Genomic DNA, 16,431 nt, shown 5'->3' on the forward strand with positions numbered 1-16,431 from the left:
AAATAACTGGAAGGCAGTTGAAGTGTGAAGATATGAGAAAAACGGTTGAAAAGAAAGTGAAACGGTGGAGAACTGGAGCGATTGTGATTATTATGGCTGGTATCATATGCGGCGGTATTCACAGCCAAATCTATGCAGGAGAGTTCGGCGGATTCGATATTGACATTGGAGGGGATGGGGGTACATTTGATGACTGGACAGAAGAACCGGAAGCGCCCCAGGAACCAGCGAAGCCAGAGCAGAGTCCAAATGGAGGCAGCAGCGCAAGCAGCCCTGAAACAAATAATAACAATAGCACAAGCAGTCCTGGAACAAATAATAATAGCAACGCAAGTGGTTCTGGAGCAAATAATAATAGTAGCGTAAACAATCCCGAAGCGAGTAATAACAGCAGTGAAGGCAGCCAAGGGGAGAATACCAGCAGCAATGAAGGCGGCTCCTGGGGGAATCCTAATGGTAATGAAAACAGCTATGGGGGAAATAATGGCAGTGGTGAAAGCAGTTATGGGAATCATAACAACAATAGTCATACAGAAAACTATGAGCAAAATGCGGGTGCCAGTGAAGGATACTGCGCCAGCAACGACAACAGCAGCGGGGCGGGAAATAATGAGAATACCAACCCCAGCTACGCTCTAAATAGTCAATCGAAAAAAAGCAGTGATGGTACAGGAAATAAAGCTTCCAAAGAAAAAAAGTCAGCTTCAACTACAGATGAAAAAGCAAAAGAGAAGCCAGAGGAAAATCCAAAAGAAGATTCAAAAGAAGATTCAAAAGAAGATTCCAAGGAAATCAGTCCCACAGCCGCTCCCTCTGTGCATAAGATCACAGCACTTGGCACGGTTTTTTCAGCAGTTGGCATGGCAAAAAACTCACCGGAACTTAAATTATATAACAGTAATCATGAAAATAAAGAAGAAACACAAAATACGGATGAAAATTATAACAAAACCATATATTTTCATCACGCAAAAACTGTCCCTATCAATGAATATCCCGAAATAAAGCTTGTAAAAACAGAAGAGAATCAGGATGTCACAATTTTGTCCTTACGCTTAAACGGGGAAGAAGCTTCCTGGCACCAGGAGGGGGATGCTCTTATCCTGGATGAGCCAATTACGAAGAAAACCAATTTCATAGAACTGCTGGCTGTCTTAGATGGAAAGAAGATCGTGAAAATGCCAGTCTGGACGATAGAATAAAATGATGATATAATAAACAACCATATAAGAAAAAGCGTAACCGTCTGGTACATTGGCAGTCATACGCTTCAAAATACTTGATAAACAGGAGGCTGACATATAGATGTATAAAGCAATTTTCTTTGACTTAGATGGAACCCTTACAGATTCCGGTGAGGGAATCACCAAATCTGTACAGTACGCACTAGAGAAAATCGGCAAGCCGGAACCGGATCTTCAGAAGCTGCGTATTTTCGTAGGACCGCCCCTTCTGGAGCAGTTTGAAGAATATGCAGGAATCGATGAGGAAACTGCAAGAAAGGCAGTGGAGATTTACCGGGAGAGATACGCTCCCATTGGTATTTTCGAAAACGAGCTGTACCCTGGAATCGAAGAAATGCTGTCCGGGCTGAAAAACAGGGGATATAAACTGGCCATTGCCTCCTCAAAGCCAGAGGTTTTTGTGAAAATCGTAGCAGAGCATTTTCACATTGATTCTTATTTTGATGAGATGGTAGGAAGTGAGCCGGAGGGCGGCAGAACCAATAAGACGGAAGTGATTGAGGAAGCACTTAAACGGCTGGGGCTTTCTGAACATAGGGATCAGGTAATGATGGTTGGCGACAAAGAGCATGACGTGTTTGGCGCAAGACGTGCAGGGCTTGAGTGCATTGCGGTTTCCTACGGCTATGGCACCGAAGAAGAACTGGAAAACGCTCATCCCTATAAGATTGTAAATTCCGCAGAAGAGATCCTGGATTTTTTCGCCTAAGCCCCAGAAGAAAGCAAAAACCTCCTGTGCTGGCATGGAAATGCCTGTACCCAATAGGAATCCATTTTGCTATTTCCCAGGTTTTGTCCTATCTGGGAATGTATCTTCTGGTGTGGCGGACAGGAGCTGATATTACGGCTTATTACCAACAGGCACTTCTGCTCACCGGGCTCACTGGAATCCTGGCATCTGTGCCCTGCATCTGGCTATACCGGGGGGATTACAGGAGAAGAAGCCTGACTGGAATTTTGGGAAGACTGGGAAAAGAACTGACGCCTGCCAGCATTTCAGATGGCAGAATACAGGACTTTGGTGCTGGAAGCGGAAAGAATGTATCTTGCTCCAGCCTCATAGGCGGACATCTTCACATTCCGGAAATGATCATGTTCCTTGTGATCGGTGCATTCCTGGGACAGTACGGAAATATTCTCATCGGACTTTTCCAGCAGTATTTAAACCCGGAAGTCTACCAGGAAACTCAGTCCCTGATCTCTGATGGAAAAAGCATCTGGAGCTTAATTTTCTGGATGGGTATTATCGCGCCTCTTGCGGAGGAAATTATTTTCCGATGGCTGGTATTTCTTCGCATGCGTGACAACATGCGCGTGGTAACCGCCGCGCTTTTGTCCGGCCTTTGCTTTGGAATCTACCACATGAATCTGCTCCAGGGCGTTTACGCCACGATATTGGGAGCACTTTTCGCGCTGCTTCTGGAATGGAGCGGGAAGCTGTTCACCAGTGTGCTTCTTCACATGGGCGCAAACATCTGGAGCCTGATCGTAAGTGATGTGATGCTGTACATGCTGGATCACACAGGAACTATGTCCGTTATGGTACTGAATGTGTTCCTGGTTCTGGCGGGAACTTACGGAATCTGGTATTGTTACAGGAAGTACCAGAAGAGAGGTTGTACTAGAAAAATATAAAAATCATACAGAAACTCAGAAAAACTTTCCTGCCGTTTCGCAGCCATCGCAGCTGCGTTCCGCCAGAAAGCTTTTTCTGAGTTTTTGTGTTTATAAATATTTAATAACTGTACCTATTGAACAGTACCAGCAAATATGTTATCTTAAGTGTACTAAACGTATTAATACACATAAGCACACCGAGACTTTATTAAAAAGAGAAAAAGGAGGCAGCCTGTCTATGATCGTTTTGGATTATCAGGACAGAAGACCGCTGTACGAACAGATCGTGGAGAAATTCCGGCATCTGATCCTGAACGGGGCGCTAAAGCCTGGGGAGAAGATGCCCTCTGTCCGGCAGCTGGCGATGGATTTATCCATCAACCCCAACACCATACAGCGGGCTTATATGCAGCTGGAGCAGGAAGGCCTGATCTACCCGGTGAAAGGGAAGGGGAATTTTATTGCAGACAGCCAGGAAGTGCGAAAGGCCAGCGTAAATGCTTACAAAAGAGAACTGAAATCCCTGATCCAGAAAGGAAAAGTAATGGGAATGGAAGAAGAGGAGCTGATCTACATTATCAGGGAATGTTACAAGGAGGGAATGTCATGATAGAAGTCAGGGAATGCAGCAAGGCCTTTGGTCAGACAAAGGCTGTGAATCAAGCAACTCTTGACATTGGAGACCGGGAAGTATTCGGTCTTGTAGGGAGCAACGGCGCCGGGAAAAGCACTCTGCTTCGGATGATGGCAGGGATTATCCGACCGGATCAGGGAGAAATTCTTATCGACGATCTGCCTGTGTACGAGAATGAGGAAGCCAAGAAGCTGTTTTTCTATATCTCAGATGACAGCTATTTTCCACCGAACTATACAGCGGTGGATATGGTACGGTTCTACCGGAACTTTTACCCGGAGTTTCGCATCAAGCTTTTCCATGAACTGATGGATCAGTTCCATCTGGAAAAGAAGCAGCGGATTTCCTCATTTTCCAAGGGAATGAAGAAGCAGCTTCTTGTGATCATCGGCGTTTGTGCCGGCACCAAATATCTTCTTTGCGATGAGACCTTCGACGGTCTTGATCCGGTGATGCGCCAGGCAGTGAAAAGCCTTTTTGCATCAGAGATCATGAACCGGGAATTTACTCCTGTGATCGCATCCCACAATCTGCGGGAGCTGGAGGATATCTGTGACCATGTGGGGCTTTTGCACAAGGGAGGAATCCTTCTTTCCAAAGACCTGGAGGATATGAAATTCCATATCCACAAGATCCAGTGCGTTCTTGGAGGCAGGCAGCAGGAGAAGGAACTGGAAAAAGAACTTCAGGTGCTGAAGGTACAGCATCAGGGCTCCCTTCTTATGATCACGGCAAGGGGAACCAGATCAGAAATCGTGGAGAAAGTCCAGGCGAAAAATCCTCTTTTCATGGAGGTGCTTCCTCTGACTCTGGAGGAAATTTTTATCAGCGAAACGGAGGTGGCTGGCTATGAAATCAAAAATTTATTCTAGCCGTTATATGAAAATTTCATCGAAAGGAATGATCTGGATTCCGGCATTTGTCACCATCGGCTTTTTGCTGGCGTTTCCGGTGACGGAGCTGATTATGCTGGGAAATTGGTTCGGAATGGAGTACACCGCCGAGCAGATCAGCCTCCTCTATGAAAATTTATGGCGGAATGGCTTTATGGTGAGTGGTCTTGCGGTGGCTGCTCTTGCGGCGCTGTTTAACGGGATCAGCCAGTTCTGGTATCTGTATTCCCCTAGGAAAATTGATTTTTACCACAGTCTTCCGGTGAAGCGCTCCAGAATGTTCTGGTACAAAAGCCTGCAGTCCCTTTTGTACTTTCTGCTCCCTTATCTGGTGATGGAATTTTTCAGCGTGTGTATCGGGGCAATGCGGGGATTTTTCAGTTTGCATCTGATGAAAATGGCATTTGTTATGCTGGTATTTCATCTGCTTCTGTATCTGCTGCTGTATTTTTCTGTTGTGCTGGTGATCTGCATTACAGGACATCTGCTTATGGGAGCGTTGCTTCTGGTGGCTGCGGCAGCTTATGGGCCAGTGTTTTCTGTGCTGCTGGATCTTTATGAAAGGGCATTTTATTATACCCGCAGTGAGAGTTCCTATTGCCTTGTGAAGGTGCTGAAAGAACTGATTTCACCAGTTGCCCTTGCCTATACTTTTGTGAAAAAATATGCAGAAGGAAATTATGGCGGGATGCTGATCGCGGTGCTTCTGGTGACAGCTGTGCTTGGCGGCCTTGGATACTGCGCTTTTGTACACAGAAAATCAGAAAGAACGGGGATGGCATTTGTTTTTCCCTGGGCAGGCACTGCTGTAAAATTCCTGGTGGTGGTTTCAGGCGGTCTTGGAATTGGCTTTGTTTTCTATATGCTGTCAAATGACAGTTCCAGAACGATCTGGTGGATTTTTGGATTGATTCTTGGAACGATTCTTTCTGGCGGTATTATGGAAATTATTTATTACAGGGATTTCCGGAAATTCTTTTCCCATAAGCTTCAGTTTGCAGTGAATGGAGCTTGTGTAGCCCTTGTGGCATGTGTGTTCTTTTTTGATCTGGCTGGATATGACGAATATATTCCTTCCTATGATAAGATTGAAAATATAGCGATCGGATCTGCAGATAACAGTTGGGAAATTGCTTATAACGTGAAAGTAAATGAGGACGGCACTGTCACCATGCTGGATTCAGGGGATTCTGTGGGAAATGATCTGGGTGTTGACCAGAATATTTATGAAATCATGAAAAAACTTGCAAAAGAGAGCAAGGCAGCCTACAAAGAAATTTTGCAGGACAGCCATTCCATGTGGTCCAGTAATCTGTGGGATCCTTCTGGAAATACATTAGGAATCAAGGTGCGGTATGATCTGAAATCCGGAAGTGTTGTTTATCGTAAATATATGGTGGGCCTGGATGATATCAAGAATTTGTGGAAAGAGGGCATGACTGAGGGAACCCTGAAGTCAGAGTACTATTCCATTTTGGAACTGGATGACAAATATGTGGATGAGGTGAAATGTGATTTTATTACGGGACAGTCGATTTCCCTTTTCCAGGATAATAAGGCAAAGAAGCAGCTGCTGGTGGATGCTTTGAGACAGGATATCAAAGAAGCGGATTCAGAGGTGCTGACAGGGGAACCTTGTGCAGGCCTGAGTATTGGCTATTCTGGTGTGCCGTTTGTGGAAAGTGTGAACGCTATGGGAACGGGGCAGACAGGAAATTATTATTTTTCCCCATGTTTCTATGTATTTCCGCAGTTCAAAAGGACAATTGAAATTTTGAAGGAAACAGGGTATCCTATCTCTATGGATGATGTGGATCTGAGTTCTGTGGAAGTACAATATTATATGGATGAATACCACAATGAAGTTTCATCCCCAATCGTTTACGATCAGCCAGAGCAGCTGAAGGAACTGAAAAAAGTTCTGAGATGTTATCAGCTGGTACCATTCTGGGAAAAAAGAGAAGAGGAAAGTTGGGACAGCCTGAAGGTTGTGATTGGTGGTGTGGAATCGGAGGCATCCTGGGCAATTCTGGAAAAGGATGTTCCGGAATTTATGAAAGAAGATTCACAGAGGGCATTGTCTTTTGAAGTTTTAGAAGAGGAATAAAGGATAGAAGGTAAGGGATAATAAATGGGAAAAGCAGTGAGACTGGACAAATTTCTGGCGGATTCAGGAGCCGGCACGAGAACAGATGTGAAGAAGCTGATCCAGAAGGGAATGGTTCAGGTAAATGGTGAGAAGGTGAAAAAGCCGGAACTGAAGGTGGACCCGGAGAACGATGTGGTGGAGTTGGGCGGAGAGCGCCTTGGGGCACGGGCAGAGTTTATGTACTATCTTTTGCATAAGCCAGCCGGGTATGTGAGCGCCACAGAGGATACCAGGGAGAAGACGGTTCTGGAGCTGGTTCCAAAGGATAGCAGGCGGAATCTTTTTCCAGTAGGGCGCCTTGATAAGGATACGGAAGGATTGCTTCTTATTACAGATGACGGCCAGCTGGCCCACCAGCTGCTTTCCCCGAAAAAGCATGTGGACAAGACTTATTTCGCTGTGACGGAAGGTAAAGTGGTGCCGGAGGATATAGAGAAGATCCGGGAAGGCGTGGATATCGGAGACGAGGAGCTAACCCTTCCGGGAAAGCTGGAAATCCTGAAAACCTGGGAAGTACAGATGCCTTCTGCATCGGTGAAAAGCACAGAATCAGAAGCTAAGTGGCGTTCCGAGATTCTTCTTACCATCCACGAAGGCCGTTTTCACCAGGTGAAGCGCATGATGGAAGCGCTTGGCAAAACGGTGATCTATTTGAAGCGAATGTCCATGGGGCCGCTGGTGCTTCCGGAAGATTTCCCGAAAGGTCAGTGCCGGGAATTGACAAAAGAGGAACTGGCAGCTCTGAAAGAAGGCAGATAGTCTGCCCGGCAGAATATTTGCATAAAAGGAAAAAAGCCTGAAAATAGCGGAAAATTTTGCAAAAACCCTCTTTACACGGAGGGTTTTGTCATGTTATAATGCAAAAGTTGTAAACCATCAAACACGCATAGAGATTCCCATGGATGGTGCCCTGACGGTGTGAGGTTGGGTCCGATAGGAAAGAGATCTGTGCGGAAGAATTTAACCAAAAGGAGAAAAAGACATGAGCGTTATTTCAATGAAACAGCTTTTAGAGGCAGGTGTTCATTTCGGACATCAGACAAGAAGATGGAACCCTAAAATGGCTCCATACATCTACACAGAGAGAAATGGTATCTACATCATCGACTTACAGCAGTCTGTAGGAATGGTTGACGATGCTTACAATGCAATCGCTGATATCGTAGCTAACGGAGGAAACATCCTTTTCGTTGGTACTAAGAAACAGGCTCAGGATGCTATCAAGACAGAGGCTGAGCGCTGCGGACAGTTCTATGTAAACGAGAGATGGTTAGGCGGTATGCTTACCAACTTCAAGACTATCCAGAGCCGTATTGCAAAGCTGAAAGAGATCGAGACCATGGAGTCTGATGGAACATTCGATGTTCTGCCTAAGAAAGAAGTAATCGCTTTAAGAAAAGAATTAGACAAGCTGCAGAAGAACCTTGGCGGTATCAAAGAGATGAAGAGACTTCCAGATGCTATCTTCGTAGTAGATCCTAAGAAAGAAAAGATCTGCGTACAGGAAGCTCATACACTTGGAATCCCGCTTATCGGAATCTGCGATACAAACTGTGATCCAGAAGAACTGGATTACGTAATCCCGGGTAACGATGATGCTATCCGTGCTGTAAAACTGATCGTTTCCAAGATGGCTGACGCAGTTATCGAAGCAAACCAGGGACAGACAGACGCTGAGGGCGAGATCCAGGCTGAGTCTGAAGAGTTCGCTACAGAGGAATAATTTAAGAAACTCCCGGATGACAGCCATGAGTGATTTATGGCTGCCTGCCGGATTCTTACCACACATTATCAATCAGGAGGAAATGTAAAATGGCTATTACAGCAGCACAGGTAAAAGAGTTAAGAGAGATGACCGGCGCTGGTATGATGGACTGTAAGAAAGCTCTTACAGCTACAGAAGGCGATATGGATAAAGCAGTAGAGTTCCTTCGTGAGAAAGGTCTTGCTACCGCTCAGAAGAAAGCAAACCGTGTTGCAGCAGAGGGTCTTTGCAAGACACTTGTTGCTGAGGACTCAAAGAGCGCAGTTGTTGTTGAGGTTAACTCCGAGACAGACTTCGTTGCTAAGAACGAGAAATTCCAGCAGTATGTTGCAGATGTTGCAGCTCAGGCTCTGACAACTACAGCAGCTGATATCGAGGGATTCCTTGCAGAGGCATGGACACTTGATACCACTAAGACTGTTAAAGAAGCTCTTGCAGCTCAGATCGCAGTTATCGGCGAGAACATGAACATCCGTAGATTTGCTCAGATGAAAGAGGAGAATGGTTTCGTTGCTTCTTACACACATATGGGCGGAAAGATCGGCGTTCTTGTTGACGTTGAGACAGACGTTGTAAACGACGCTGTGAAAGAGATGGCTAAGAACGTTGCAATGCAGGTTGCAGCTCTGAAACCTCTTTACACAAGCGACAGCGAAGTAAGCGCTGAGTATATCGAGCATGAGAAAGAAATCCTTATGGCTCAGATTCAGAACGATCCTAAGGAATCCCAGAAACCGGAGAAGGTTATCCAGGGAATGATCCAGGGACGTATCAAGAAAGAGCTCAAAGAGATCTGCCTTCTTGACCAGGTTTACGTTAAAGCAGAAGACGGAAAACAGTCCGTTGGAAACTACGTAGCACAGGTTGCTAAAGAGAACGGCGCTAAGATCACTATCAAAGGATTCGTTCGTTACGAGACCGGCGACGGAATCGAGAAGAAGGAAGAGAACTTCGCTGAGGAAGTTGCAAAGCAGATGGCACAGTAATCTGATTTTTGCAGAACTTTAAAAAGAGTCTTAAAACCCTTGAAAATCCAGTATTTTCAAGGGTTTTTCTTATATACACCACTTCATGTATTGCATTATAAATTCATGTAACTTTTTAAGCGGATTTTCGTAAAATGTTCGTCATGGTTTTCGTAAAACCTGCGTACGAACTTCTTAACGCAAACTTCGCATGATTTTTAAGAAAAATGTGGCGATTTCGGTAGTTAACTATAAAGCGATTTATAATGCAACTTTTCATTTTCGTATTTTCGTAAAAACTATCGTATAAATTTTCGTACAAATCTTCGTAAGAAATTTTTGTTATTTTTCTTTTAGATCCGGAAAGGAAAAATGATGACAAGAATTATTTCTATTGTTAATCAAAAAGGTGGAACAGGTAAATCTGCATGTGCAGCAAACCTGGGAGCAGGACTTGCACGCAAGAATAAAAAAGTGTTAATCGTGGATGCAGATCCACAGTCCGACGTATCAGCCAGTTTTGGATATCGTGATTGTGATGATAGTGATCAGACATTGACAGCATTGATGGAAATGTCTCTGAGAGATCAGAATATTCCGGAGGACTGTTTCATCCGTCACCAGCAGGAAGGAATAGACATCATCTGTTCTAATATCGAACTTGCAGGAATAGAGGTTCAGCTGGTTAATGCGATGAGCAGAGAATTTATCTTAAAACAGATAATCAATACAGTTAAAGATCGCTATGATTATATTCTGATTGATTGTATGCCTTCGTTGGGAATGATTACAATCAATGCTCTTGCGGCTTCAGATGAAGTTTTGATCCCTGTGGAAGCTTCTTATCTTCCAATTAAAGGGTTGCAGCAGTTATTGAAAACAATCGGAAAAGTAAGAAGACAGATCAACCCAACACTTCAGATATCAGGAATTCTTTTCAGCCTGGTAAATGCCAGAACAAAAGACGCCAGAGACAATATGGATTTACTTCATAATGTTTATGGCAGTCAGCTCCGCATATTTGAGAGCTATATCCCTTTTTCGGTCAGAATGAAAGAGGCAGTTCGAGAGGGAGAAAGTATCTATAAATATGAACCAGGAGGGAATGTTGCATTGGCTTTTGAAAAACTGACGGAGGAGGTTCTTGCTGATGTCAAGTAAAAAGAATACAACACCTATTTCACTGCAACCGTTAGATGAATTATTTGGAACGACCGGAGATGGTGCAAATGGGATTTGCGAAGTATCTGTCAGTAGTTTGCACTCCTTTCCAAATCATCCATTTAAGGTGAAAAATGATAAGAAAATGGAAGAATTGGTGAAGAGTGTAACCGAATATGGAGTCTTAGTTCCGGGAATTGTGAGAATGAGATCTGCCGGCGGATATGAACTGGTTGCCGGGCATCGCCGTAGAAGAGCTTGTGAGATCGCAGGGATACAGAAAATGCCTGTGATCATCAAAGATCTTACGGATGATGAAGCTACGGTAATCATGGTTGACTCAAATATCCAGAGGGAAGAACTATTATTCAGCGAAAAAGCCTTTGCTTATAAGATGAAGTATGATGCTTTGAAACGACAAGGGAAACGAACTGATTTAACTTCTTGTCGAGTTGGCAAAAAGTCAGCAGCTGAAGAAGTCAGTCAAAATACGGAAGATAGTGCCAGACAGGTTTTAAGATATATTCATCTGACAGAATTGATTACTGAGTTGTTGTATCTGACGGATATCAAGAAACTTCCATTTAATACGGCAGTTGAGTTGTCTTACTTAAAGAAAGACGAACAGCAGCTACTGATTCAATATATGAACACCCATAACATGGTACCTTCAATGAAACAGGCAGAACAATTAAAGAAAATATCCAAACAGGAAGCTCTTACTTATCTTACGATAGACAAGATTTGTATGAGAGAAGAACAGGAGAAAGAAGTTCAGGTACAAATTCCTGAAACAAAGTTGAAAAAGTATTTTCCGGTTGATTATTCAAAGGAACAAATGGAAGAAGTGATTTTCAAGCTCTTGGAAACATGGGCAGAGGGGAGAGAGAAGAGTGGAGAATCAAATTGACAGTATACATCAGAAAGCGTTGATACGGTATTTGATGTATGTAGAAAAAACAAACAATCTGGTTATGGATAACAAGAGGTGGCAGAAGAAGGTAGAAAGAAGGAATAGGAAAATGACAATCGAGGATGTGATCAAGAAGACGTTTTTACCATTAAGCTTCATGGTATTCTGGTTCTGGATGATAGAAATAATTATGAAAGTCAGTGGACAAACAGATTGGTTCTGGTGGATATTTCTTGCCGGACTTCCGTTTGGAATACATAAAATGCGGCTGATTTTAATTCCGAAAGGGATGGATACCACAGCAATATTAGGTATGGCTGCATTAAGTGTCATCATTGGAGCATTGATTGGAAGTATCATGATTCCGGTGTATGTGATTCGGGCAATATATGTTCTTATACGATATATTGTTCAGAAATAAAGTGATTATTTGATAAGAGGCAGGCTTGCGAAGTAAAAATCGTAAGTCTGCCTCTTTTTTTGTGCTCAAAAGCAGGCAATACAAGGGAAAATCCTTTTTGCAATAGAAATTAGGAGGAATTTACATGAGAGAACGAATTGAGAACAAGCATGTTACAAAGGAAATTAAAGGACAGATGCCGGTTATTCCGACAGATATGTTGAAGGAACGGGGATGTACATTCTGCCCATATTATCTGGGAAGCTATGAGAAACAGCCACGTTGTATGATGAAAACCTGTGCCTGGGATGATGAAGAGGAACATTTTCATCCGCTTCTTAGAAGATTGATTCCATTTTACAGGGAAAAGATGGAAAAGGCAGAAGAAAAATATCTGGCTGTAAAAAAGGTATATACTACCTTGCTTGACATGTTTGCTGGTGAAATGAAGCAGGAAGAACTGGAAAAAGATGAATGCTACGGCTGTGCTTATGGCAAATGCGGTCCCTGCATTGGAATCTGTTATAAAACAATGAAAGCGTAGGAAGGAGAGAAGCCAATGAATACAATAATTATTTCGGGAAGATTGGTAAGAAATCCCGGATACAACGAAGTCGAAAATGAGAAAGGACTTCATAAGATTGCCAAATTTGTTATGGCGGTGAGAAGAAATTATTCCGATGATGTCAGTTTTATTCCTGTCAAAGCTTTTGCGAAAAAAGCGGAATTTACCAGGGACTATCTGGTTCAGGGAACAAAAGTAATGGTCGAAGGTGAGATTGTTACTGGAAACTATGAAGATAAAGAAACTGGCAAAAAGGTTTATACCACGGAAATCTATGCCAACCGGATTGAATTTGCCGGTGCAAAGATGTCAGACAGACCACCACTTCCGGCAGATGCTGAGGGATTTTTAGAGATCCCGGAGGGTATGGAAGAGGAAATGCCGTTTAGATAGGAGGAGAGGAAAGATGGTTTCAGTAGATCAGGCGTATATGATCGGTCATATGAGAAATGCCGATGGGAGTATCAATAATAAGAATGTTGTGTTATCTGCAGCGTGCGAAGCCGCAGAATTGTTTCAGTGTATGATGCAGGTCAGCCAGAAACTGGATGACTGGCAAAGATTTTTAGTAACTCTGGATCAGCATTTGCGATCTGTAGATTGCGAAAAAATCCATGATATCTGTCAGGCTGTGTATGCTATGAAACAGTGTTCCAGAGAACTGGAAGAGCAGAAGCTGATCGAGAGAGGAGTGCCGGAGAAGGAAATAGCCTTTATTCATGATGCGAATACAGAAGCAAAGAAAACGGAGTTGTTTGGAAAAGTAAAATCCGGGCAGGTTCGTTTTTTAATTGGTTCCACTGCTAAGATGGGTGCCGGTACCAATGTGCGTGCGACTTGTTGTCGTACAAACTCTAATGTGGGATAAATCCTGTATTAGAACTAAAATCGACGGCTGAATCTATTCAGCTAACTGATATTCCGAGGAGTGGAATGATGGGGTAACGCCCTGAAACGCTCCCCTTGATACTACGACGTGCAAAGGCGGTGTAAAACGCTGTATGTGCGAAGCTCGTTGAAGTCGGCAGAGAGGCACCGAAACATTAAGTTGTCGAAAGCTGTCCAGAGGTGGATGGTGTGTCCTATATGCCGGAGGTCTATAAACTGCCTATGGTGAGGATAGCTGGTAAAACAGCAGACGAACAGCCGAGTGTACGAGTCTAAAGCGTGATATGGCAGAAATGTCATAACCGTAAATCTACGGGGTATGTGAGGTAAAGTAAAAATGGACGTTATGAAATACCTTACAGTGTTACAGGCACTGGCAAGCATACAGGCTTATAGGCTACACCTAAGGGCGGCATGAACAGATAGGAATATCGGAACAAGGGAAGGTCAGAACACGGAGTGTTTACACGCAATGAAGTGTTAGCAGGGAAAGCGATTGACATTAGTATAACCTGCTTTTATCTGACTGAAAGTGGAGCCACAGTACCAATGAAGCGGTGATAATAAGCCGTGGAGGGATAGGCTCCAGTCAATCAGTAAGAATCGAAATTTAATTCGTAATGAATCAAAGGTTCGAGTAAGACTAAGAAAGGCGGACAGCCGACTTTGGCAGTGCCGAAGAAAGTGCTGAAACGTCAGACTCTAAGAAACATTGAGTATTATGGATTGCAGGAGATATTTGACGAACTATACCAGAAAAGTTTAGAAAACAGGAAATTTAGAAACCTGATGGAATTGATTTTGATGGAAGAAAATATCAAACTCGCCTATCGAAACATGAAAAAAAATGATGGAAGTACCACGCCGGGGGTTGACGGAAAAACGATAGAGCATTTAGCAAAAATGACTGAAAAAGAGGTCATCGAACTTGTCCGTAACAAACTGGAATGGTACACGCCGAAAGCCATCAGACGAGTGGAGATTGACAAAGGTAATGGAAAGAAAAGGCCACTTGGGATTGCCTCGATTGAAGACAGGCTGATACAGCAATGTATTCTGCAAGTGTTAGAGCCGATATGTGAAGCAAAATTTCACGATAGAAGCAATGGATTCCGCCCAAATAGAGGTGTGGAAAATGCACTTGCACAGGCAGAGAAACTTATACAGAGCAACAAACTGTATATCGTGGTGGATATTGACATTAAAGGATTTTTCGATAATGTCAGCCACGGAAAACTATTAAAACAGTTGTGGACGATAGGAATACAGGATAAAAAGCTCATTAGTATTATTTCAGCCATGTTAAAAGGAGAAATTGCAGAAATCGGTTTTCCAGAGAAAGGCACAGCTCAAGGGTCGATTATCTCACCATTGTTATCGAATGTGGTGTTGAATGAACTTGACTGGTGGATTGCCAGCCAGTGGGAATTTATGCCTACAAGACACGTCTATAAAGAAGCAATAAAGGCGAATGGAACTCAATCGAAATCAAAGAAGTACAGGGCTTTGCGGAACAGCACATTAAAAGAGTGCTTCATCGTAAGGTACGCTGATGATTTTAAAATCTTTTGCAGGAAACACAAAGATGCGGTTGTAATGTTTGAAGCCACAAAACAATGGCTCAAAACAAGGCTAGGACTGGATATTAGTCCAGAAAAATCAAAAATTGTCAATCTAAAACACAGTTATTCGGAATTTTTAGGATTTAGGATAAAAGTGCATAAGAAAGGCAAGGACACAAAATGTAAACCGCCAGTCGATAAGTATGTAGTAAAATCACATATCTCAGAAAAGGCTTTGAAGAAAATAAAAACCAACGCAAAAGAGAGAATCATAGCAATACAGAAAACGAATGGAAGCAGAGCCGGTGAGTATGCAATTCGGGATTATAATAGCTTTGTCATGGGAATGCAGAATTATTACAGCATGGCAACGTGCGTAAATCCAGATATACAGACTTTAGCCTATGAAATCAAGACAAGCATAAAAATCAGATTAAATACAAGAGTGAAACGCAGAACTAACGAAGCATTAACACCATATCTTTCAGAAAGATATGGAAAAAGTAAAGAACTGCGATTTATAAACGGTGTGCCATTAGTCCCAATAGGATATGTGCAACATCGTGTTCCGCTCCACAAAAAGGCTGTAGTAAATAAATATACAGCTGAGGGAAGAAAAGAAATACACAAACAATTAGAAACTGTAGATATAGAGAGGGTGCATGAACTTATGAGAAACCCTATCAGTAATGAAACTGTAGAATTTAATGATAACTGCGTTTCGCTGTTTGTGGCACAAAGAGGAAAATGTGCAATTTGCAAGCTGCCTCTAACTTTGGAAAATATGCGGTGTGTCCGTAAAATACCAAAATCTTGTGGCGGTGATGATAAATATAATAATCTGATTATTGTGCATAAAGAGATGGAAAGGCTGATAAAAAGTCAGGACAACAAAGAAATCAAGCGTATTCTAAACAAATACAAACTGGAAAGTAATCAAAGACGGAAAGTAAATACCATAAGAAAAAATGCAGGATTAGAGGAAATAGACGTAAAAGCACTTGATAAGGAACTGTAAGTTACGATGTTAAAAAGTAGAAGTTACTGATGATGGAACGCCGGATGAGGGGAAACTCTCACGTCCGGTGTGAAGTGGGGGAAAATCTGGAGATAACATCAAAGGATTACCTATCACTATAGGATCGTCTGATCGCCCTGCATCATCTGGATATTGGCTGGAAACCGTCAGATGTAGGACGGATTTTGCGGACATTCAAAATAAAAAAGAATGTGGAGGTAACAGACAATGGCAAAGACAATTTTTGAGGAAATGGGCGGCAAATACGAAAGGCAAGGCGATTATTTAATACCGTGCTTAACTGTACCCGCCGAAGAAGAACAGCCGATAGGCATCTGGGGACAGCGGCATTTGGATTATCTGAAGCATCACTGCAAAGTTACATACACCAATCTTCTTACAAGCGGCAGACTTAACGCTTACCTTGCCGACATTGACAGACAGGCACAGGAACGCTTTGAAAGGCTCATAGAGGGTATGAAACAGGCACAGGGCATAACGGAACAGCTAAAGGCAGAAAACGCCTTAGAATGGACAGGATGCCTCAATAACATAAGGGCTTGTGCGAGGGAGATTGTGGAAAAGGAAATTATTTTTGCATAAACAGATGATTAGTGGCAGGGGGAAATCCTGCCGCTTTTTCTGCTTTAGTTTGTC

The 16,431-nt window shown here is 43.0% G+C and carries 17 protein-coding genes; all 17 read left to right on the forward strand.

The genetic code is table 11. The features are described 5' to 3' along the window. The first annotated feature begins 83 nt into the window (after window positions 1-83). Window positions 84-1,202 (forward strand): hypothetical protein, encoded by a 1,119-nt coding sequence (locus OCV70_RS06380; protein ID WP_262579440.1) that lies wholly within the window; start codon window positions 84-86, stop codon window positions 1,200-1,202. Window positions 1,203-1,305: 103 nt separating this feature from the next. Next, window positions 1,306-1,953: an HAD-IA family hydrolase gene (locus OCV70_RS06385; protein ID WP_021926613.1), complete on the forward strand. Its 648-nt coding sequence runs from the start codon at window positions 1,306-1,308 to the stop codon at window positions 1,951-1,953. Between the two features lie 26 nt (window positions 1,954-1,979). Beyond that, window positions 1,980-2,879 carry a CPBP family intramembrane glutamic endopeptidase gene (locus OCV70_RS06390; protein WP_021926612.1) on the forward strand — a complete coding sequence of 300 codons (900 nt, stop codon included), beginning with the start codon at window positions 1,980-1,982 and terminating at the stop codon, window positions 2,877-2,879. Window positions 2,880-3,099: 220 nt separating this feature from the next. After that, complete coding sequence (locus OCV70_RS06395) at window positions 3,100-3,471, forward strand: GntR family transcriptional regulator (protein WP_173765550.1); 372 nt, start codon at window positions 3,100-3,102, stop codon at window positions 3,469-3,471. Beyond that, window positions 3,468-4,367, forward strand: coding sequence for an ABC transporter ATP-binding protein (locus tag OCV70_RS06400; protein ID WP_021926610.1), 900 nt, complete (start codon window positions 3,468-3,470; stop codon window positions 4,365-4,367). The genes OCV70_RS06395 and OCV70_RS06400 overlap by 4 nt, the downstream gene beginning before the upstream one ends. Next, complete coding sequence (locus OCV70_RS06405) at window positions 4,345-6,495, forward strand: DUF6449 domain-containing protein (protein ID WP_262579441.1); 2,151 nt, start codon at window positions 4,345-4,347, stop codon at window positions 6,493-6,495. Before OCV70_RS06400 ends, OCV70_RS06405 begins: the two co-directional genes overlap by 23 nt. A 24-nt stretch (window positions 6,496-6,519) precedes the next feature. Continuing rightward, window positions 6,520-7,296: a pseudouridine synthase gene (locus tag OCV70_RS06410; protein WP_117854374.1), complete on the forward strand. Its 777-nt coding sequence runs from the start codon at window positions 6,520-6,522 to the stop codon at window positions 7,294-7,296. Between the two features lie 223 nt (window positions 7,297-7,519). Then, window positions 7,520-8,260, forward strand: coding sequence for a 30S ribosomal protein S2 (gene rpsB, locus OCV70_RS06415; RefSeq protein ID WP_117854373.1), 741 nt, complete (start codon window positions 7,520-7,522; stop codon window positions 8,258-8,260). An 89-nt stretch (window positions 8,261-8,349) separates the two neighbouring features. Continuing rightward, complete coding sequence (gene tsf, locus OCV70_RS06420; RefSeq protein ID WP_262579443.1) at window positions 8,350-9,288, forward strand: translation elongation factor Ts; 939 nt, start codon at window positions 8,350-8,352, stop codon at window positions 9,286-9,288. Window positions 9,289-9,642: 354 nt separating this feature from the next. Then, window positions 9,643-10,428 (forward strand): ParA family protein, encoded by a 786-nt coding sequence (locus OCV70_RS06425; protein WP_117854371.1) that lies wholly within the window; start codon window positions 9,643-9,645, stop codon window positions 10,426-10,428. Further along, on the forward strand, window positions 10,418-11,338 hold the full coding sequence (locus tag OCV70_RS06430; RefSeq protein ID WP_117854370.1) for a ParB/RepB/Spo0J family partition protein: 921 nt from the start codon (window positions 10,418-10,420) through the stop codon (window positions 11,336-11,338). The genes OCV70_RS06425 and OCV70_RS06430 overlap by 11 nt, the downstream gene beginning before the upstream one ends. Beyond that, window positions 11,322-11,762, forward strand: a complete 441-nt coding sequence (locus tag OCV70_RS06435) for a DUF6050 family protein (RefSeq protein ID WP_243000350.1) — start codon at window positions 11,322-11,324, stop codon at window positions 11,760-11,762. The genes OCV70_RS06430 and OCV70_RS06435 overlap by 17 nt, the downstream gene beginning before the upstream one ends. A 124-nt stretch (window positions 11,763-11,886) precedes the next feature. Next, window positions 11,887-12,285, forward strand: a complete 399-nt coding sequence (locus OCV70_RS06440; protein ID WP_117854369.1) for a hypothetical protein — start codon at window positions 11,887-11,889, stop codon at window positions 12,283-12,285. Between the two features lie 15 nt (window positions 12,286-12,300). After that, window positions 12,301-12,699: a single-stranded DNA-binding protein gene (locus tag OCV70_RS06445; RefSeq protein ID WP_117854368.1), complete on the forward strand. Its 399-nt coding sequence runs from the start codon at window positions 12,301-12,303 to the stop codon at window positions 12,697-12,699. Window positions 12,700-12,712: 13 nt separating this feature from the next. Further along, on the forward strand, window positions 12,713-13,174 hold the full coding sequence (locus tag OCV70_RS06450; protein ID WP_262579444.1) for a hypothetical protein: 462 nt from the start codon (window positions 12,713-12,715) through the stop codon (window positions 13,172-13,174). A gap of 686 nt (window positions 13,175-13,860) precedes the next feature. Next, window positions 13,861-15,774 carry a group II intron reverse transcriptase/maturase gene (ltrA, locus tag OCV70_RS06455; RefSeq protein WP_017144707.1) on the forward strand — a complete coding sequence of 638 codons (1,914 nt, stop codon included), beginning with the start codon at window positions 13,861-13,863 and terminating at the stop codon, window positions 15,772-15,774. Window positions 15,775-16,002: 228 nt separating this feature from the next. Next, entirely contained in the window at window positions 16,003-16,377 is a 375-nt protein-coding gene (locus tag OCV70_RS06460; protein ID WP_001140406.1) for a TnpV protein, read from the forward strand. The last annotated feature ends 54 nt before the right edge of the window (window positions 16,378-16,431 follow it).

Origin of the sequence: Blautia acetigignens (assembly GCF_025566865.1) — a bacterium.
In the GTDB taxonomy this organism is placed as follows: Bacteria; Bacillota; Clostridia; order Lachnospirales; family Lachnospiraceae; genus Blautia_A; species Blautia_A acetigignens.